Origin of the sequence: Nonomuraea sp. NPDC050153 (genome assembly GCF_044460125.1) — a bacterium.
Lineage (GTDB): Bacteria > Actinomycetota > Actinomycetes > Streptosporangiales > Streptosporangiaceae > Nonomuraea.
This window is the reverse complement of record NZ_JBITJQ010000030.1, coordinates 147,143-166,325: the sequence shown is the minus strand read 5'-3', so window position 1 is coordinate 166,325 and position 19,183 is coordinate 147,143. Positions and strand designations below refer to the sequence as shown.

The 19,183-nt window shown below is 69.4% G+C and carries 14 protein-coding genes and 2 pseudogenes; 8 read left to right on the top strand and 8 right to left on the bottom strand.

The window, feature by feature from the left end:
* The first annotated feature begins 335 nt into the window (after positions 1 to 335).
* Positions 336 to 858: pseudogene (locus ACIBQ1_RS46895) on the top strand (TetR/AcrR family transcriptional regulator).
* 126 nt (positions 859 to 984) lie between these two features.
* Here the strand turns inward: ACIBQ1_RS46895 and ACIBQ1_RS46890 are convergent.
* Together ACIBQ1_RS46890 and ACIBQ1_RS46885 are read right to left on the bottom strand one after the other, a co-directional pair.
* Complete coding sequence (locus ACIBQ1_RS46890; protein WP_397287825.1) at positions 985 to 1,839, bottom strand: polysaccharide deacetylase family protein; 855 nt, start codon at positions 1,837 to 1,839, stop codon at positions 985 to 987.
* A 462-nt stretch (positions 1,840 to 2,301) separates the two neighbouring features.
* Positions 2,302 to 2,583 carry a DUF3040 domain-containing protein gene (locus tag ACIBQ1_RS46885; RefSeq protein WP_397287823.1) on the bottom strand — a complete coding sequence of 94 codons (282 nt, stop codon included), beginning with the start codon at positions 2,581 to 2,583 and terminating at the stop codon, positions 2,302 to 2,304.
* A 134-nt stretch (positions 2,584 to 2,717) separates the two neighbouring features.
* Between ACIBQ1_RS46885 and ACIBQ1_RS46880 the strand changes: the two genes are divergently transcribed.
* The 3 genes from ACIBQ1_RS46880 to ACIBQ1_RS46870 all read left to right on the top strand — a co-directional run bounded on the left by ACIBQ1_RS46880 (position 2,718) and on the right by ACIBQ1_RS46870 (position 6,173).
* Positions 2,718 to 3,752: an Rv2578c family radical SAM protein gene (locus ACIBQ1_RS46880; protein WP_397287821.1), complete on the top strand. Its 1,035-nt coding sequence runs from the start codon at positions 2,718 to 2,720 to the stop codon at positions 3,750 to 3,752.
* 408 nt (positions 3,753 to 4,160) lie between these two features.
* Positions 4,161 to 4,361, top strand: coding sequence for a hypothetical protein (locus ACIBQ1_RS46875; RefSeq protein WP_397287819.1), 201 nt, complete (start codon positions 4,161 to 4,163; stop codon positions 4,359 to 4,361).
* Positions 4,362 to 4,619: 258 nt separating this feature from the next.
* Positions 4,620 to 6,173: an endonuclease/exonuclease/phosphatase family protein gene (locus ACIBQ1_RS46870; protein ID WP_397287817.1), complete on the top strand. Its 1,554-nt coding sequence runs from the start codon at positions 4,620 to 4,622 to the stop codon at positions 6,171 to 6,173.
* Between the two features lie 321 nt (positions 6,174 to 6,494).
* Here the strand turns inward: ACIBQ1_RS46870 and ACIBQ1_RS46865 are convergent, their stop codons facing one another.
* On the bottom strand, positions 6,495 to 6,953 hold the full coding sequence (locus tag ACIBQ1_RS46865) for a hypothetical protein (RefSeq protein WP_397287815.1): 459 nt from the start codon (positions 6,951 to 6,953) through the stop codon (positions 6,495 to 6,497).
* Positions 6,954 to 7,212: 259 nt separating this feature from the next.
* On the opposite strand from ACIBQ1_RS46865, the gene ACIBQ1_RS46860 reads away from it, so the two are divergent.
* Complete coding sequence (locus tag ACIBQ1_RS46860; protein WP_397287813.1) at positions 7,213 to 8,172, top strand: S1C family serine protease; 960 nt, start codon at positions 7,213 to 7,215, stop codon at positions 8,170 to 8,172.
* Between the two features lie 192 nt (positions 8,173 to 8,364).
* Here ACIBQ1_RS46860 and ACIBQ1_RS46855 read toward each other — a convergent pair whose 3' ends face one another.
* The 4 genes from ACIBQ1_RS46855 to ACIBQ1_RS46840 form a co-directional block, all read right to left on the bottom strand.
* Complete coding sequence (locus ACIBQ1_RS46855) at positions 8,365 to 9,870, bottom strand: glycosyltransferase family 4 protein (protein ID WP_397287811.1); 1,506 nt, start codon at positions 9,868 to 9,870, stop codon at positions 8,365 to 8,367.
* A gap of 158 nt (positions 9,871 to 10,028) precedes the next feature.
* Positions 10,029 to 13,154 carry a PDZ domain-containing protein gene (locus tag ACIBQ1_RS46850; protein WP_397287809.1) on the bottom strand — a complete coding sequence of 1,042 codons (3,126 nt, stop codon included), beginning with the start codon at positions 13,152 to 13,154 and terminating at the stop codon, positions 10,029 to 10,031.
* 179 nt (positions 13,155 to 13,333) lie between these two features.
* The gene (locus ACIBQ1_RS46845) at positions 13,334 to 13,459 is read right to left on the bottom strand and encodes a hypothetical protein (protein WP_355377634.1); all 126 of its coding nucleotides are present in this window, start codon (positions 13,457 to 13,459) and stop codon (positions 13,334 to 13,336) included.
* 86 nt (positions 13,460 to 13,545) lie between these two features.
* Positions 13,546 to 15,399, bottom strand: a complete 1,854-nt coding sequence (locus ACIBQ1_RS46840) for a GTP-binding protein (RefSeq protein WP_397287807.1) — start codon at positions 15,397 to 15,399, stop codon at positions 13,546 to 13,548.
* Positions 15,400 to 15,678: 279 nt separating this feature from the next.
* On the opposite strand from ACIBQ1_RS46840, the pseudogene ACIBQ1_RS46835 reads away from it, so the two are divergent.
* From ACIBQ1_RS46835 to ACIBQ1_RS46825, 3 genes and pseudogenes are all read left to right on the top strand, one after another.
* A pseudogene (locus ACIBQ1_RS46835) lies at positions 15,679 to 15,939 on the top strand (transposase); the annotation flags it as partial.
* Positions 15,827 to 17,191 carry a reverse transcriptase domain-containing protein gene (locus ACIBQ1_RS46830; RefSeq protein ID WP_397287806.1) on the top strand — a complete coding sequence of 455 codons (1,365 nt, stop codon included), beginning with the start codon at positions 15,827 to 15,829 and terminating at the stop codon, positions 17,189 to 17,191. The pseudogene ACIBQ1_RS46835 and the gene ACIBQ1_RS46830, both read left to right, overlap by 113 nt.
* Positions 17,192 to 17,273: 82 nt before the next feature.
* On the top strand, positions 17,274 to 18,635 hold the full coding sequence (locus ACIBQ1_RS46825; RefSeq protein ID WP_397287804.1) for a transposase: 1,362 nt from the start codon (positions 17,274 to 17,276) through the stop codon (positions 18,633 to 18,635).
* Between the two features lie 114 nt (positions 18,636 to 18,749).
* Here ACIBQ1_RS46825 and tnpA read toward each other — a convergent pair whose 3' ends face one another.
* Positions 18,750 to 19,166: an IS200/IS605 family transposase gene (tnpA, locus tag ACIBQ1_RS46820; RefSeq protein WP_397287802.1), complete on the bottom strand. Its 417-nt coding sequence runs from the start codon at positions 19,164 to 19,166 to the stop codon at positions 18,750 to 18,752.
* Between the last annotated feature and the right edge of the window lie 17 nt (positions 19,167 to 19,183).

Below are 19,183 nucleotides of genomic sequence, written 5' to 3'. Positions count from 1 at the left end.
TGTCACCGCGCGACAGGGCGGCCTCGACGAAGTTGCGGCCCAGGCCGCGGGACGAGCCGGTGACGAACCAGACCTTCTGCATGGTGTGCTCCTTGTTGCCGGTTTCAGCTGTTACAACCCCCAGACGAGACAGCCCGGCACGGATGTGAGCTCGGCCGAGTGTGACCTGCGACACTTTGTCACTTTTGTCCGGCAATGCTGATATCAATAGTCGGCGTGACCCGCACTGAGGAGTTCCAGGAGCTACGGCCGCTGCTTTTCGCGATCGCCTACCGGATCCTGGGCAGCATGAGCGACCACCGCGCCCTCGCGCCGACAACCGGACCGAAACGATCATGCGGGCCACGCTGGACCTGGCCCGAGAGGTCGGTTACGCCAAGCTGAGCATCGAGGGGGTCGCGGCCCGCGCCGGTGTCGGCAAGCACACGATCTACCGCCGCTGGCCATCGAAAGGCCTGCTGTTTCTTGACGCGCTCCTGTCACGGAACGAGCCCGTACTCGACTATCCCGACACCGGCGACATCATGGCCGACCTGCGCCGGCAGATCTACGCGGCGGTCGACCTGCTGGGCGCTCCGCCATGGGGCCCGCTCTACCGGGCACTGCTGGGCGAGGCTCAGCATGATCCCGCAGTCGCCGCCGCGCTTCATCGGCCCGCAGACGGAAAAGACCGTCGCCCGCCTCAAGGCGGCCCAAGATCAGGGGCAGATCTCACTCGACTTCAACCTCGACCTGGCCATGTCGATCCTGTCCGGCCCCCTGTACTTCAGATTTCTGATCATCCAGGAGCCCGTGACCCACGACTACGTTGATCGCATACTCCAAGGCCTTTTTGCCGGTATGGGTCCGAGGCCTTGACGCGAAAGCAGCCGCCGTGTCCCGCGGCACGAAAGGCTCCGGCCAGGCCGCGTGCATGGCCTACGCAGCGCTCGATCGGGCGAGCCGGCGGCGGCGCATGACCGGCGTTCAGTGCGTTGTGCGATGTCAACGGGCTCCAGCGGGGCCTCGCCTCACCCAGAACTCCCGCAGGACTCGGTAGTCGAGCACGATGATGCCCTCGCTCCGCAGGGTCTCGCGCGCCTCGGGTGAGGTGAGGAACTCGTAGTCGGTCCGCCGCACGCGCCACCCATCGGGCTCGATCGCTTGCGCGTCCTCGCCGCCCAGCCCCGGGTGGACGGCCCATTCGCTCAGCCCGGCCGGCACCTCGCGCAGCAGCCTGGCGTACGTGGCCGCCTTGTCGTCGAGGTCGAGCCGGAAGCTGTCCAGGAAGTCGTGGTCGACCACCGGCAGCCCGCGCGCCCGAAGTTTCGCGCGTGCCGGGTCGAGCCAGGCCCGTACCGCCAGGCCGTACTCCTGGGCCAGCGCCACTGTCAGATCGAAGATGTCGGCGCGCCCGCCGTCCGCCAGGCAGTGCCAGTCCAGGTGGGTGGGCGCCGGCCCGGCATCCGTCACGGCGGCGATCTGTGCGCGGAACTCCCGCTCCACCTCGTCAAGGCGGGCCTGAGCGAGCAGTTCCGGTATGCGGTCGGGGGTGAACAGCTCGCCCGCCTCGTCGAGCAGTGACGGCACTTCCTCCCTGGCAGCCAGTGGCCCCCACCGGCGGCGGGGCGTGTCGCAGACCAAGGTCAGATGGATCCCGAACGGGATCTCGGGCCGCTCCCGCAGCAGGCCCATGGCGTGCTCCGCGCCCAGGCAGGGCGTCATCAGACTGCACGAGCCCGAGATCCCCTCCTCGATCGAGCGTACGACCGCCTCGTTGACCGCCTGGTGCATTCCGAAGTCGTCGCTGTTCACGATCAGCAGGCGCGCGCCGGGCTCGAACCCGGGGAGATCGCTCATGATCCGAGCCTGCCGGGCACGAAGGGTGGCGTCCAACCGGTTTCCACCCAGGCTGTCACTGTCTGGTTGGGTACGGCCCCGGCCCGTTCATTCGGCACCACATCCCGTCGGATTTCGGGGCAACCAAGCTCGGCAGGGCTCGTCCGTGATCGTCGCGCCGAGCGGTTGCGCCCCCGTTCCGGGCAGAGGTCCATTTCCGGGAGGCAGAACCGCGTACGGGCATAAACGCCCACCTCGACAACCACGGCACTCACCGAAGACAGGCCGCGGCCTTGAAGCTGGTGCCCCCGATGACCGGCATGAGACGGCAGCCGCCCGAATGCGTCCGGCGGGAGCCGCTCCGGAACGGATTGATGGCGGCCTGGAATGCAGCGGGGAAACGGTTCGAGAACGAACCGTGACCCAGCGTGCGGAAGGCAGCGCAAGACGGCGCCGGAAAGGCGCCAACCCGTAACGGAGCGGCTAGAAGGTGGCGGCCAGCGCGAGCGCTGCGGCGGCCTCGTGGCGGAGCACCATGATCAGGAGCGTGGCGACCAGCGTGGCGATGAGCAGCCAGCTGATCAGGATGATGACCGTCGAGCGGCGCGGCCTGCGCCTGCGGCCCGGTTGCCCCTTGACCTTCGCCTCGCTGCGACGCACCCGCTCGTTGAACGACTCCAGTCGTGCGACGAGTCGCGGATCGTCGGCGACGAGGTGCTGCTCGATCTGGGCCAGCATCCGCTCCTCGTCCTGCGACCAGGCCATTGGCGCACCTCCCGAACGCAAGCTCTGCGACGTCTTTCTGCCCAACCCTGAAGATCATTAGCCCCCGGCTGACCAGGTAATTGCAACCTCTTTTCGGTTTGCGATCATGCTCGAACTCTTGTTCTAATCATGGCATGCGCTGGGACAACCTGCGCCTGGCCGGGCCCGGTCAGGACGATCCGGCCGTGCCGCTGTTCGCTCGCGGCGCGGTCACCCGCACGTTCGACACGCCCGAGTTCAGGGGGATGACCTTCTACGAGATCCAGGCCAGATCCATCGTCAACCGGGTCCCGGGGGCCAGCCGGGTCCCGTTCGAGTACACGATCAACCCCTATCGCGGGTGCACACATCGCTGCATTTACTGTTTTGCCCGAAAAACGCATGAGTATCTAGATTTTGATGCCGGAGCAGACTTCGATTCGAAGATCGTCGTCAAGGTCAACGCCGCCGAGCTGGCCCGTAAGGAGGTGGCCTCGCCGCGCTGGGGCGGCCACCACGTGGCCATGGGCACCAACGTCGACTGCTACCAGCGCGCGGAAGGCCGCTACCAGCTGATGCGCGGCATCCTGTCCGCATTGCGCGACGCGCGTAACCCGTTCTCCATCCTCACCAAGGGCACGCTGATCCTGCGGGACCTCGACCTGCTGACGGAGGCCGCGGACGTCACGGAGGTGAGCACCAGCGTGTCGGTCGGCTTCGTCGACCCGGGGATGTGGCGCGCGGTGGAGCCCGGCACCCCCAACCCGCGCAGGCGCCTCGAGGTGTGCGCGACGCTCAACGACAACGGCATCGCCTGCGGCGTCCTGATGGCCCCGATCCTCCCGTACCTCACCGACTCCCCCGCCCAGCTGGAGACCACCGTCAAGGAGATCGCCGCCTCCGGCGCCACCCACATCGCCCCGATCGTGCTCCACCTGCGGCCCGGGGCGCGGGAGTGGTGGCTGGGGTGGCTGTCGCGCGAGCATCCGCGCCTGGTGCCCCGCTATCTGGAGCTGTACGGGCGCGGCGCGTACGCGCCCAAGTCGTACCAGGAGCGGGTGACGGGCCTGGTCAAGGAGCTGGCCCAACGCCACGGCGCAGGCCGCGCGACCCCGGCCATGGCCCGCCGGCTCCCACCCCGGCCCGCGGCACCGGTCCCGGACGAGCCGGAGCAACTACGCCTGCTCTGAGAGCCCCTTTCGGCACCATGACCGCTTCGACCTGATTGGCGCGAGGTCCGATGAGGGGACGGCGACCGCGAGCCGGGGATGCCAAGCATGGTGGCGGCCGAGGGGCACAGCCACCGGGATGAAACCTCGGCCGACTGAGGTGGCCGAGGTGCATGCGCACGGGGTCGCGCTGGAGGGAGCCGGCCCGGGTTTCGTGAGGCCGCGTCGCTCATGCTCAGCCGCAGACCGCTGCGCACCAACCGGTAGGACCCCACGACCATCGCCGCCATCGGCCTCTTGCTCGCGCCGGGTTCGAACCCGTCCTGGCGACTCGTGATCGGCCTGTTGGCTCTGGGCGCGATCGGAACCGGGCTCGCCTACATCTGGAACACCTGGGTGATCGCCGCGTGAGGCACCACCGTCACCTATGTGACGCCGGTCGTCGACGTCGTCCTGGGCATCCTCGTCCTCGTCCTCGTCCTCGGCGAGACCATCCACTGGAACCAACCCGCCGGCGGCGTGCCGGTGATCCTCGGCATCCTGATCAGCCAAGGACGGCTCACCCCGCGCCGTCCTGACCGCAGCGCACGCCACGACGCCGACCGTCGTCCGCAGCGAACCGGCCCTTGATCGACGCCGCCCCCGAAAGGCGGCGTACCGGCTCGTTCGGGCGTGAGGTGGCACGACGAGAAACGCTGTGGCGGCGGGCGATGTACCGGGAAGCGGGGGTGAGTTTCGGCGCCCCACCAGGGTCGGAGACCGGCGCGGACGCCTTGCTCTGCGCTCGTGGCACAGGTTTCCGCCGGCCGCCGGCGGTTTGCCACGGCCCGTTTACATGATCTTCATCAGCCCGCACCACGCTGCACGAGGTCGGTCAAGGAGGCGCGGATGCGTTGGCTCACGTCGCTCGGCATAGCGATGCTCGTCCTGTCAGCTGGAGTGCTCCCGGCGTCGGCGTCGGCGTCCCCGGACGGTACGCTGACGGTCGCCTCGGCGACGGTGCGCAGCGGTGAGCCGATCAAGGCGTCCTACACCACACCCCGCCCCCACCCGACCAACTGGCTCGGCCTCTACACCGATCCTGGCGACGGCCCGGTGGACGAGAAGTTCGTGGGTCCCTCGTTGCGCTGGACCTACATCACCGGGGAGAGCGGTGAGGCCGCCCTGCCGACCGACGGGCTGGAGCCTGGCAATTACATCGTCTTCGCCCTGGCGCAGGACGGCTACCAGTGGCTCGCCTCGCCGGTGAAGGTGCGGATCGCGAGCAACGCACCGCTGCACTTCATCACCGACGCCTTCGACCTGCGCAACGCCCGCGCCCTCACGCCGTACCAGGCGAAGGTGGGGGGCCTGGTCCGCGGGGACACCGACGGGCTCACGTTCCGCAAGGTCAGCGGGCCGCGGTGGATCACCGTGTCGGCCGACGGCGAGGTCACTGGGACGCCGCGCCTGCGCGACTCGCTGCGTCCGGCGCCCCTGCGCGTCGAGGCCCGCAACGCGCGGGGTGAGACCGGCACGGCGATGGTCGGCATCGACGTACGGCGGCCGGGCCAGGACCTGGTGCCCGAGCTCAGGGCCATGAGCTTCAACCTGTGGCACAGCGGCAGCCAGGTCGACGGCGGCCGGGAGAAGGAGCTGCGGTTCCTGCTCAAGTCCGATGTGGACGTCGTGGGTCTCCAGGAGACCTCGGCCGTCTCCACCCGCGAGCTGGCCGAGGCGCTGGGCTGGGACTATCACCAGTCGGGCACCGACATCGGCGTGATCAGCCGGTACCCGATCATCGAACGCAAGGCCCCGGTGGACAGCGGCCCGCTGTCGGTGGCGACGAAGGTCCGGGTTCGGATCGGCGAGCGCCAGGACGTCGTGGTGTGGAACGTCCACCTCGGCTACAACCCGTACGGCCCGTACGACACGTGCTTCGGCAAGCTGACGCAGGATCAGTTGCTGGCCAACGAGGAGCGTTCCGGCCGTACGCCCCAGATCAAGTCCGTGTTGCAGGAGATGCAGCCGGACCTGGACGCGGCGCGGCGCACGCCGGTGCTCCTGACGGGCGACTTCAACGCCCCGTCCCATCTGGACTGGACCAGGGCCACGAGCCGGTGCGGTTACACCACGGTCCCGTGGCCGACCTCGGTGCTGCCCGCGCAGGCGGGGCTGCGGGACTCCTATCGGGTCGCCCACCCGAACCCCGTGACCGCGCCCGGCATCACGTGGTCCCCGATCTATCCGGTGTTCACCGGGGGTTACGGGTACGACTCGCACAAGGGCGAACCCGAGCCGCAGGACCGGATCGACTTCGTCTACTACGCGGGCCCGCTGCGCGTAACCGGCTCCGAGGCCCTGGTCGAGGGCACGCCGGCGGCCGTTCCCAACCATCGCGGCAACGACTGGACCTCGGACCACGCCGCCGTCCTGACCACGTTCCGCACCTCCCGCCTCTGACCGGGCCCGAGTCCCCTCGGTCCGGGTCCCGGACCGGCCGCAGAAGCAGTGGAACGCGGCGGGAGGTGACCTACGAAGGCGCGAAGGAGACAGAAGAAGCGGGCCGCCTCCGGGACGGGCGTACGCGCGGCGGCTCGCCTGCGACCAGCGGGGGCGCGGGCGACATTGACGCGCTCCCCGGCGTGAACTGAAGGCCGGAGCACTGCCGACGATTCCGGTAGCGCTGATCTCGACGTCGGTGACGACCCTGGCCGGTAGTGCGTCCGCGATGGGGCAGGTCGGGCCCGCAAGGGGTGACCGGCCCCGTCGCGGCATCAGCGATCAGAAGTGCGGATCGAGAGCGCTGCCCCACGTGTAATTGCCGTCACCGGGTATCCGGAAATTGCAGCTGATCTTGTATGACACGCCGGCGGTCTTGTGGGAGAGATAGCTGTCGATCCGGTACCACCCGTCCCAGGGTCTCCCAGGCCAGATCTGCGAGGTCCAACTGTACGTCCCCTCGAAAATGGGTCCGGTGTAGGTCTCGCACGGGACACCGACATAGACCTCGGCAGGGGGATTGACGTAGGTGTACCAGCCGTAATCTCCGCGGTTTCCCGCCAGCCAGATATCGCGGCTCACGGTGTCCATCGGCATCGAGCTCAACGCCCATTCCGCCAGCCATTGAGTTCTTACGTTGTACGCCGTTTCGGCGGCGTACGCCGTGCCCGTAGTGATCGGCAACGTCATCATGATGACCGCCGCCGTGACCAGATAAAGCTTCCTGAACGTGGCGCGCATGGAGCCTCTTTTCCTGGCGCGGACCCAAGTCGTGGCTTCGGTACGGGGAGATGGTCGCCCGGCAAGCAAGAGAAATCCAGGGCAGCAACCGGACATTCTGCGGACATTGGCCGGGGCCCGGCTGACGCTCTCCGGGGTGGGCTCTGCGACCGGGTCGATCGCGCCGCCAGGGTGCCTCGCGGCGGCTTCGGCCGGGACGCGATCGCACCTGCCGAGCCTGGGAGTTACCTTGTAAGCAAGTAATCATCTGGAGGGATTGATGGCCGATCCTCTCGACGCCTACTCCCAGGTCGTCTCCTCTGTCGCCGCCCAACTCCTTCCGAAGGTCGCTGCCGTCCGCACAACGAGAGGCAGCGGATCCGCCGTGGTCCTCGATGAGAGCGACTTCCTCACCGGCCGGACCTTCACGCATGGCTCGCCGAGCTTCCTGCTGACGAACGCGCACGTGATCGGCTCCTCCCGGGCCGGCACCGTGGCCTTCGCCGACGGGAGCTCGGGGGACTTCACCGTGGTGGGCCGGGATCCGCTGTCGGATCTGGCGGTGATCAGGGCGCAGGCGGCCATGCCCCCGCCGGCCACACTCGGTGACAGCGACGAACTGGTCGTGGGGCAACTCGTCGTGGCCGTGGGCAATCCGCTCGGGCTGTCCGGGTCGGTGACGGCCGGGGTGGTGTCGGGGCTCGGGCGGTCGTTGCCCGCGCGCAGCGGATCGGCCGTACGACTCATCGAGGACGTGATCCAGACCGACGCCGCGCTCAATCCGGGGAACTCCGGCGGCGCGCTGGCCGACTCGCATTCGCGGGTGGTCGGGATCAACACGGCGGTGGCCGGGGTGGGCGTGGGACTCGCCGTGCCCATGAACGCCACGACCCGGTCCATCATCGCCGCACTGATCAGGGACGGGCGGGTCCGGCGGGCCTTCCTGGGGCTGGTGACCTCGCCCGCGCCGCTGCCCGAGCCGCTGCGGCGGCGGACCGGGCAGGCGGGGGCGCTGCGCGTGGTGGAGGTGGTGTCGGGCTCGCCCGCTCATCGGGCCGGGCTGCTCGCCGGTGACCTGGTGCTGAGTGCGGGCCGCAGCCCGGTGGGGGACGCGCAGAGCCTGCAGCGGCTGATGTTCGCCGACGCCATCGGGCGGCCGTTACCGATCACCGTCTATCGGAATGGGGCGTTGGTCGATGTCATCGCGGAGCCGGTGGAGCTCACCGGCTCCGGAGTCTGACCCGCCATCGGCAAAGCCGCCGATGGCACCGGCCGCCGCAGGTCCAGCAACCGGTGCCACGGGACGGCGCCGGTGGCACAGGTGGAGCGGATCAGCTCAAGTGCAGCGCGCCGCGCCGCCCCGGGACGGAGCCGCACCGTCCGACGTCAGCGCTGGCGCGCCCGGAGCCACGCCGCGCGAGGCCGGAGTGTCCTAGAGCGGTGCCGGGCCACCCGGGGCCGATGACGGTGGCGCTCCGGCTGAGGCTGCTGCCGTCCCGCCCGCTGCCTGAGCCGAGGCCGGGGTCGGAACCGAGGCCCCACCGTCCGCGACCGGAGCCGGGGCGGGGGCAGAGGCCGAACCGAAGGCGTCCGCGGCTGGGGCAGGAGCAGGGGCAGGGGTCGAACCGGAGGCGTCCGGGGACGGGATGTGCGGGTCCTGGGTGGTGAGGGGGCGTTGGGGGCGGACGTAGGTGCCGTTGCGGCGGGCCAGGAGTTCGGACAGCAGCGCGTCCCACTTCTCCCCCACCGCGTCCACGTCATACGTACGCGCCGTCTCCAGCGCCCCCGCCGCCAGGTCCCGCCGCAGCTGCTCGTCCTCGATCACCCGGATGATCGAGGAGGCCAGGTTGGCGTTGGTACGCGGCTTGACCAGCAGCCCGTCGGTCTCGTGGGTGATCATCTCCTTGGGCCCGTGCGGGCTGTTGAAGCTGACGATCGCCAGCCCCTTGCCCATCGCCTCCAGGATCGTCATCGGGAAGCCCTCGTGACGCGAGCTGAGCACGAAGATCGACGCCTTCTCCAGCTCGGCCCCCACGTCGGACGTGGGCCCGGGCAGCTCGATCTTGTCCTGCAGCCCGGCCTCCACGATCTGCTGGGCGAGGTTCTCCTCCTGGGGCCCCGCGCCGAAGATGCGCAGCGTCCAGTCGGGGTGGGCGGCGGCGACCGTCTCCCAGGCGGTGATGAGCCGGTGGAAGCCCTTGATACGGGTCATCCGGCCGACCGCGATGGCGACCTTGGCGTCCAGCTTGGAGACGCCGCCCGTCATCGGTGGCACGGCGTTGGGGATGCGGGTCAGCTTCTTCGGCTTCTTCGGCAGCGTCTCACGGTAGTCGCGCAGGTCGGCCTTGGTGAGCGTGACCAGGGCGTCGAGGCGGCGGTAGCGCCACTTGATGAGCTCCTGCATCGGCTCGGCCTGGGTGCGGAGCGCCACGTGCTCCTGCCCGATCGTGATGACGCCGGGCAGCGCTAACTGGGCCACCGCCAGGTTGAGCCCGGGGCGGGTGGCCATCAGCACGCCGGTCTCGAGCGAGCGGATGTAGCGGGCGAGCTTGAGGTCGGTCCACAGGTTGAAGCGGTGGTAGGCCGACTCCTCCTTGGGGATGATCCGGCTCGGCATCTTCGACAGCACCGCGCGCAGCGGGTCGGCGCTGGGGTTGATCCGGTCGTCGAGGAAACGGAACTTCACCCGCGGGTCGATGGGGAAGAACGGCTCCTCTTCCTCCTTCAGGATGCTCACGATCTCGACGTCGTGCTCCTTGGCCAGGTAGCTGGCCAGGTTGAACACGGTCCTGATCGTGCCCCCCATCCCGTTCGCGTGCAGCAACAGGATGCGGACCTGCCGCGTCGAAGGCGGTGGCGCGTTGAGCATCTTGCGCCGGTTGTACCCCCGATACAGCCGGCGCACCGCCGACTTGCCCTTGCGTGCCAATGCGCGCACCTGACAGATCCCCCTTTGTCGACCGGAAGAAGTCTCAACACACATGGCCGGTGACGAGGAATCTCGCCACCGGCCTATTGTCCCGCTTCAGTGGAGTGCACGTGTTCGTCCCCGATGCGCTTTCCCCCACCTATGATCCTTAGACGCCCGTAACCTCACTAAGGTTGCATGCGCGGCCGATGCCGAGGATCGGGAGTATGTGGGGGACGCTCGGCCAGCAGGCCGAGCGCGGCGTCGATGGCCCGTTCGAGCTGGGTGTCCACGCCCCTGGCGAAGTCCTGCGGAGTGATGTCGACCTCGATGTCGGGATCGGTGCCGTAGTTCTCGACCTGCCAGCCGACGTCGTCGAAGGCGAAGGAGAACTCCGGCTGCGTCGTCACCGTGCCGTCGGCGAGCTGGTGGCGCGGCCAGATGCCGATGACGCCGCCCCAGGTGCGCTTGCCGACCAGCGGGCCCAGCTTCAGCAGCTTGAAGGTGTGGCTGAAGATGTCGCCGTCGGAGCCCGCCCACTCGTTCGTGATCGCCACCAGCGGCCCGCGCGGCGACTCCGGCGGGTACGGCTCCGGGTCGCCCCACCGCGGATAGTCGTAACCGAGCCGCCGCCTGGCCAGCTTCTCCAGCAGCAGCGCCGACACGTGACCGCCGCCGTTGAAGCGTACGTCCACGATGAGCGCCTGCCGGTCGCACTCGGCCAGGAACCCCCGGTGGAACTCCCCGAACCCCTCGGGCCCCATGTCGGGCACGTGCAGGTAGCCCACCCGGCCGCCGGAGCGCCGGTGGCATTCGGCGCGGTTGAGGTTGACCCAGTCGCGGTAGCGGGCCGGCTGCTCGTCGGAGACGGCGCGCACGGTGACGGTGAACACCCGCTCCTCCCGCCGCAGCGTCAGCTCGACCTCCTCGCCGGCCTGGTTGACCAGGCGCTCGTTCGGGGTCGCGGCCTCCCCGATGGGCGCGCCGTTGATGGCCAGGACCGCGTCACCCTTGCGTACGTCGACGCCGAGCCGGTTCAGCGGCGAGGTCGCCGCCGGGTCCCACGGGTCGCCGGTCACGATGGAGCCGATGTGATAGACGCCGTCGCGGTAGTCCCAGTCGACGCCCAGCTTGCCCTGGGTGTAGTCGGGCCCAGGGCGGTATTCGCCGCCACTCTCGAAGGCATGGCTCGTGGCGAGCTCGCCGTGCAGCTCCCACAGCAGGTCGGAGAACTCGCCCCGGGTCGTGACCCGCTCCACCAGCGGCCGGTAGCGGTCGTAGACGGCCGCCCAGTCGACGCCCGCCATGTCCTCGCTCCAGAAGTTCTCCAGCTGCAGCCGCCACGCCTCCCGGAACATCTGCCGCCACTCCGCCTCCGGGCAGACCGAGACCTTGATCCGCGACAGGTCGATCCACCCGCTCTCGCGCCCCGGCGCCTCGTCGTCCTCGGGCGGCTCGCCGGCCTTGACCACCCGCAGCCTGGAGTCCGCGCGGTAGAGCAGCGTCTTGTGGTCGCGGCCCAGCTCGAAGTCGGTGACGCCGTCGGCGAAGTGCTCCTTCTTGCCCTTGGCGAAGTCGAACAGGTGCAGCGAGCTCTCGCCTTCGAGCGGGCTGGTCAGGATCAGCGCCTTGCCCTTGAGCCCGGCCACCTTCTCGTAGCGGCCCTCGGGCAGCGGGAACTGGGTGACGCGCCGGGTCAGCCCGTCGACGTCGACGCGCAGCGGCTCCGGCTCGTCGTCGTCCTCGCCGTCGCCGTCCTTCGCGTCCAGGGGACGCTGGACGGGCATGAACGGGTCGGGCGCGTCCGCCTGCAGCGCCACCGCGTACGGGCGCGTCCCCAGCGGGAAACCCAGGTCGAACTGGAGCTGGTCGTAGACCGGCGAGAACGTGCGCTGGCCGATGAAGTAGAGGTAGCGGCCCTGCGGGTCGAACGCCGGCATCGAGTCCCGCAGCACCGGCTCCGTGGCCTGCAGCGTCCGCCCGGTCTCGGGGTGGTGCAGCCTGATCGCGCTGGACTGCGCGTCGAGCGGGCTCGCGTACGCCAGCCACCGCCCGTCGTGCGACCAGGCCGGGTCCTCGGGCGAGCCGTGCGGGTTGGCCTCCACCAGCTCCGCCCGCCCGGCGGCCAGGTCGAGCAGGTGCAGCTCGTAGCGGTGGTTGACGACGGCCACCCGGTCGTGGACCGGGTCGGGGACGAGCGCCGTGATCCGCCCCAGCCGGGCCACCTCCGTGCCGCCGCCGCCCTCGTGGCCTTCGAGGACGACCAGCCGCTCCTCGTCGCCCTCGTCGCTGGCCGCCGCGATCAGCCGGGTGCCGTCGTTGAGCCAGGTCAGGAACCGGTAGCGGACGCCGTCGGGCGAGCCGTGCTGGGTCACCGGGCCCTCCCAGTCGGCCATCGCGTACGCCTTGCCGCGCGCCGTGACGGCCAGCGCGCTGCCGTCGGGGCTGAGCGTGGCGCTGTCGAGGTATTCGGCGGGGTCGACGAACCTGCGGTTGCGCTGCGTCCTGGAGCTGGCCAGCAGCACGTCCAGCCGGCGCGCCGGCTCTCCCGGGTCGAGCAGGTGGTCGAGCAGGTAGAGGTCGGCGCCCGCGTGGTAGACCAGCCGGTGCCCGTCGCCCGACAGGTTGCGCGCGTAGTAGTCGTCGTGGTGGGTGTGCTTGCGCAGGTCCTGGCCGTCGGGGGTGCACGAGTAGACGTTGCCGACGCCCTCGTGGTCGGAGATGAAGCACACCCGGCCGCCGCTCCAGCAGGGCGAGGCCAGGTTTCCCGGCAGCCGGATCAGCCGCCGGAACTCGCCGTCGCCACGCGGGTCGATCCACAGGTCGCCGACCGTGCCGCCGCGATAGCGCTTCCACCGCGCCGGGTCGGCGGTGTTGCGGCCGAGCACGATCATGCCTTCGGGCCCGTACGCGATCGAGTTCGCCGGGCCGTACGGGAGCCGCTCCGGGACCCCGCCGGGCGCGACGCGGTGCAGCCATTTGCGGCCCTCGAACGGCTGGGCGGCGTCGCTGGCGTACAGGATGCGCCCTTCGGGGTCCCAGCCGGTGACCGTGCAGCGGGCGCCGTGGAAGGTGAGCCGGCGGGCGGCGCCGCCGTCGGACGGCATGACGTACACCTCTTCCGGGCCCTCCTCGCGCCCGACGAAGGCGAGCTGGTCGCCGCGCGGCGAGATGCGCGGATAGCCCGCCTCGGCGAGCCCCGCGGTCAGCCGGAAGGCCCGCCCGCCCTGGGCGGACACCATCCACAGGTCGTCCTCGGCCGCGAAGACGACCACGTCCTGGAAGACAGCGGGAAAACGCAGGTAGCCGGACATGAGCGCCACTCCTGGTCGAGCCGACAGCCGAGGGCCCGCGGCCCCCGGCTGTCAGATCACATCACCCGGGTCAGACAATTCGCCACAGCTGCCCGGCGATCTCGACCGGCGGCCGGAACTCCCCCACGGCCGCCCGGCCGGCCCGCCCGGGCAGCCGGACCACGGCTGCCCCGTCCGGGTCACTCCTCTTCGGAGGTCGACTTCCTGGTCTCCCTCTTCGTCTCCTTGGCCTGCCTGCTGGTCTTGATGGCCTGCTTCTTCGACTTACCGGACTTGGCGGCGGGTTTCTTCTTCGTGTCTGCCATGGGAATCCCCCCTGTACGGACATGGCACCTGTAATGGTGCACTGTGCCACTTAATACCCATCTTCCACCGAAACCCGACATACCACCTATCGGGTGGGCCGGTCGCCGGCCGGAGCGGACCACCAGACGCCCTCCCCGTGCGACAGCCCGGGCAGCCGCCGCTCGAACTCGTGCACCGCCGCCGCCGGGATCTCGCCCTCCAGCACCCAGGTGTCGTCGCGCCTGCCGGTGTCGTGCAGCTCGCCGCCCAGCGCCGCCAGCCTGGCGTTGACCGCGCTGAACGCCTCCAGCGGCACCTCCAGCTCGAACCGGTGGCACGGCTCGTACACGGTGGTGCCCGCCAGGCGCAGCGCCCGCATGAGCACGATCGGGGCGCGGCCGCGGAAGTCGGCCGCGACCGTGACCGGCGCGACGTAGCCGGTCCGGGTCACCGTGACGAGCACGTCGGTGACCGGCCAGCCGTGCGGGCCCTCGCCCAGGGCCAGGCGCACGCTCTCCTCGATGGCCCGGTGGTAGGACAGCGGCAGCGAGCCGAGGTCGACCTCCAGCCGGTAGCCGACGCCGGAGCCCTTCGGGCCCGGCTCGACGCGCAGGCCCACGGTCGCCGTGAACTCGTTGCGGCCCTGGCGCTGGATCTCCTCGACGACCTCCGCGGTGCCCGACGGGCGCTCGAAGTAGACGGGCCGGCTCGGCTCGAACAGCGCCTCGACGCCGAAGTCCCTGGCCAGGGTCTCGCCGATGACCTCTTTCTGCACCTCTCCGTACAGCAGCACCGAGGTCTCGCCGCCGGCCAGGGTACGGGTGCCGATCAGCGGATCCTGCTCGGCCAGCGCGAGCAGCGCGGCATGCAGGCGCGGCTCGTGGCCGGGGACGCGGGGCCGCACCACGGTCTCCAGGCTGGGCGGGGTGAAATGGGCCCGGTGAGCGGGCCCCGGCTCGCCCAGGTGGTCGCCGACGCGGATCTCGGGCACGCCCCACACCTTGACGATGTCCCCGGCCACCGCCCGCCGCCGCCTGGGCGAGCCCGCGACGGCCAGCGCGGTGAGCCTGCCGTCGTAGACCTGCCGGCCCCGGTGGAAGGTCAGGTGCTCGCGCGCCCGCAGCGCGCCCGCGCGTACCCGCAGGTAGGCCACCTTCTCCCCGGAGGGCGCGCGCTCGATCGCGAACACCGCCGCCCGCGCCGCCTCCTCCGGCTCCCCGTCCGGCTGGGTCACGGCGGGCAGCAGGTGGACGGCGTCGAGCAGCTCGCCGACGCCCTGCCCGGTCAGCGCCGAGCCGAACAGCACCGGACAGGCCTGCCCGGCGGCGCACTGCCGCGCCAGCGCCGCGCGTACCTGCCCGAAGTCGGGCATCTTGCCCTCGACGAGCAGCTCCAGCAGCCCGTCGTCCCGCTCGGCCAGCACCTCGGCCGCCTCCTCCGGCGAGGCGACGGCTGCGGTGGCGGCCGCCTTGGAGCCGAGGTGCCGCACGGTGTTCAGGGCGACGCTGTACGGCGAGAGCCGCCGCCGGATGTCGGCCAGCAGCTCCCGCTCCCTGGCGCCGGCCCGGTCGATCTTGTTGACGAAGATCAGCGTGGGCAGGCGCAGCTTGCGCAGGGTCTTCATCAGGACCCGGGTGTGCGGCTGCACGCCCTCGACGGCCGACAGCACCAGCACGGCGCCGTCGAGCACGCCGAGCGCGCGCTCGACCTCGGCCACGAAGTCGGCGTGGCCGGGTGTGTCGACCAGGTTGACCCGCAGGTCGCCCAGGGTGAAGGAGGCTACGGCCGTGCGGATGGTGATGCCGCGACGGCGCTCGATCTCGCCGGTGTCGGTCTGGGTGCTGCCCTCGTCCACGCTGCCGAGCCGGTCGATGACCCCGGTCTCGAACAGCAGCCGCTCAGTGAGGCTGGTCTTGCCCGCGTCCACGTGCGCGAGGATGCCGATGTTCAGGATGTGCACGGTGATGGAAGTCCTCGGGAACTCTCGTGCCAACAGGGCGCTGGGAGATTCCGAGGCACCGCATCTGATGCTCCTGATCGTCGGCGGACAACTGCCGGGCCATCCTGCCATCGCCGGCGGGCCACCGGCCAACCATTTACCGAAGGTCCGCAGAAAGCCTTGGCCTTCAGGACTCCGTTGCCCAATTCGGCGTGTCTTCTCGGAAGCCGATGATGTCCTGAACCAGGATGGTCTGCCGCGCGATTCCTCGTCTGCGAGCGGTGAGAGGATGGTGGGCTGATGTCGATGCAGCCGCGTCCGTGGCCGGAGATTCCCGAGTTGACCGCGCGTGTGGCGCGGGCGGCGTTTCCCAAGGGGACAATGGCGATGCGGGTCCGCGACGCGCTGGGCCCGCTGTTCGCCGATGCGGAATTCGCGGGCATGTTCGGTGTGCGGGGACGTCCCGGCTTGTCTCCCGGACAGTTGGCGCTGGTGTCGGTGCTGCAATACGCGGAGAACCTGTCCGATCGGCAGGCCGCCGACGCAGTCCGCGGCCGCATCCATCCACGAAACGGCCAAAGGCAAGAACGCCAAACGCCTGTGGGTACTCGACGCCGACTTGAAAGCGGCATTTGACCACATCGACCACAACCATCTGCTCTCAGCCCTGGGCACGTTTCCCGGCAGGGGACTCATTGCCGGATGGTTGAAAGCCGGGGTGGTCGAGAAAGGTTGGTTCATGCCCACCGAGGAGGGGACTCCGCAAGGGGGTGTGATCAGTCCCACGCTATTAAACATTGCACTGCATGGAATGGATACGGCCGCCGGAGTCCGCTACCAACAACTCAGCAGCAATGCCTCGTTGGTGGCGAAAGGATCCCCGGTCCTGGTCGTCTACGCCGACGATCTGCTCGCCCTGTGCCACTCGCGGGAACAGGCCGAAGAGGTCAAAGCGAGGCTTGCCAAATGGCTGGCGCCCAGGGGCCTGGCCTTCAACGAGGGCAAAACGCGCATTGTCCACCTCGATGAGGGCTGTGACTTCCTGGGGTTTAACATCCGCCGGTTCCGCGGCAAGCTGCTGACCAAACCGAGCAAAGCGGCCATGCGACGCATCCGGGAACGGCTCAGCACCGAGGCCCACGCCCTGCGAGGGGCCAACGCCGAAGTGCTGATCGCCAAGCTCAACCCGATCATCAGAGGCTGGGCTGCCTATTACCGGATCGGGGTGTCCAAGCGGGCGTTCCGCCTGCTGGACCAGCACGTGTGGAGGCTGACCTACAAGTGGGCCAGGTACTCCCACCCGAACAAGTCGAGGCGCTGGGTGGTCACCCGGTATTTCGGCCAGTTCGACCGGTTCCGGCGGGACAAGTGGGTGTTCGGAGACCGCCACAGCGGCCTCTTCCTGCGAAGGTTCGCCTGGACTCCCATCGTCCGGCACCGGATGGTGCCAGGAACGGCGTCGCCCGACGACCCCGCCCTGGCCGACTTCTGGGCCACACGGCATCGCCGCAGCAAACCCCTGCTGGACCCGGTCACCCTGCGGCTTTTTCGAGCGCAAGACGGCCGCTGTTCGTTATGCGGGGCCCTGCTGCTGCACGCCGACCGCGGACCACAGACCCCAGACGAATGGGAGCAGTGGTTCAAGGTGCTCCGCCACGCGACCCGCAAACACGCGGTTGAGGCGGACCTGGGCACGCCGGACGGACGCGTCGCTCCACGCCTGGTACACACCGGCTGCCGCCGACGCAGAATGCGCGGTGCCGGCGGCAGACCAGCACTTCTGACTGCCCGCGAGCCTTCGGGGCTTGCTTGAGCCGTGTGCTCGGACGACGGGCACGCACGGTTCTTAGGGGCGGGGACGCAGCAATGCGTCCCCGCTACCCGGCGGCCTGGAATTGGAGGATCCGGGGTTCGACTTTTCGGTGCTCAGCGGCTTTCGCGCCCGCCTGGTCGAGCACGGCCAGGAGGAGCATATCTTCGAGCTGCTCGTGGAGCGGTTGAGTGGCCTGGGGTTCTTGCGTGCGGGAGGACGTCAGCGGACCGATTCCACGCATGTGCTGGCCGCGGTGCGGGCGTTGAACCGGGCGGAGTTCGTCGGCGAGGTGATGCGGTCGGCGTTGAACGCCTTGGCGGCCTGTGAGCCGGGCTGGCTGGCGGCGTGGGCTCCGGCCGCATGGCAGGAACGGTACGGGGAGCGGGTGGATGCCTACCGGCTGCCTAACGGAGAAGCGGCGCGGGCGGACTACCTGATCCAGGTCGGAGCGGACGGCTACCGGCTACTGGAGCGGATTTATGACCGCGGCGCTCCGGCCTGGCTGCGGCAGGTCCCGGCGGTGCAGGTGCTGCGCGAGGCGTGGATCCAGCAGTACTACCGGACCGACGGGGAGGTGCGTGTGCGGCAGGGCAAGGATCTGCCGCCGGGAAGATTCCGGCTGGCCTCGCCCTATGACCGCGAGGCTCGGTATGGGGTCAAGCGCGGGACCGGCTGGGTCGGTTACAAGGTCCATCTGACCGAGACCTGCGACGATGACACCCCTCATCTGATCACATATGTGGCGACCACCGACGCCACCGTGGAGGACTCCCAGATGACCGCAGTCGTCTGGGATGACCTGGCACCGCGGGAGTTACTGCCCGCCGAGCACGCCGTCGACATGGGTTACACCTCGGCAGCGCTGCTGGTGCAGGCCATGACCACATACGACGTCACCCTGCTGGGGCCCATGCGGGCCTCCACCAGTCGCCAGGCCGGCCGCGACGACGGGTTCGACCTGAGCGCCTTCACCATCGACTTCGACAACCAGCAGGCGATCTGCCCGGCAGGCCACACCAGCGGCAAGTGGCGCGAGGAGACCAGCCGCGGCACGCCGTTGATCCGCCTCGCCTTCCGCAAACGTGACTGTGGCCCCTGCCCGCTTCGTCCGCGATGCACCACCGCTGCCATCGGGCTACGCCAGCTCACCATCCGTCCCAAGGCTCAGCACGAGGCCCTGGAACGCGCCCGCCGCGAGCAGCTCACCGACGATTGGAAAGAGCGCTACAAGATCCGGGCCGGTGTCGAAGGGACCATCTCCCAAGCCGTCCGCGCCGGTATCCGCCGGACTCGATACCTCGGCCTGAACAAAACCCACCTGGCCAACGCGCTGTCAGCAGCCGCGATCAACCTCATCCGCCTGGACGCCTGGCTCACCGAGACACCCCTCGGCGAGACCCGAGTCTCATACTTCGCGCGCCTCGACTTGGCACTCACCGCATGACCCACCGAATTGGGCAACGGAGTCCTTCAGGCCGGGGATGAATGCGGTCCCCCTTTGGGGGGATGACCCGCCGTAGGCGGGACATCCCTGAGCGCGGAGCGCGGACCTGGAACCTCAGGTGGGGCGGCGCTGCTGTTCGATGTACGCCTTGATGATCGATAGTGGCGCTCCGCCGCAGGAGGCGGCGAAATAGCTGGGTGACCAGAAGTGGCCGTGCATGATGGCGCGGTTGACCCGGCCGGTGAACTCCTTGCGAAGGTAGTGCGAGGAGACGCCCTTCAACGAGTTGACGAGTTTGCTGATCGCGACCTTGGGCGGGTAGTGGATGAGCAGGTGGACGTGGTCGTGTTCGCCGTTGAACTCGCGGAGTTCAGCCTCGAAACTGTCGCACACCTCGATCATGATGTCTTCGCAGCGGCGCAGCATCGCGTCGTCGAACACGTTTCTCCGATATTTGGTGACAAAGACCAGATGGACATGCATCGCGGAAACCACATGTCTGCCTCGTCGATATTCCACTTCCTGGCTCATAGACCAGATGATAATGT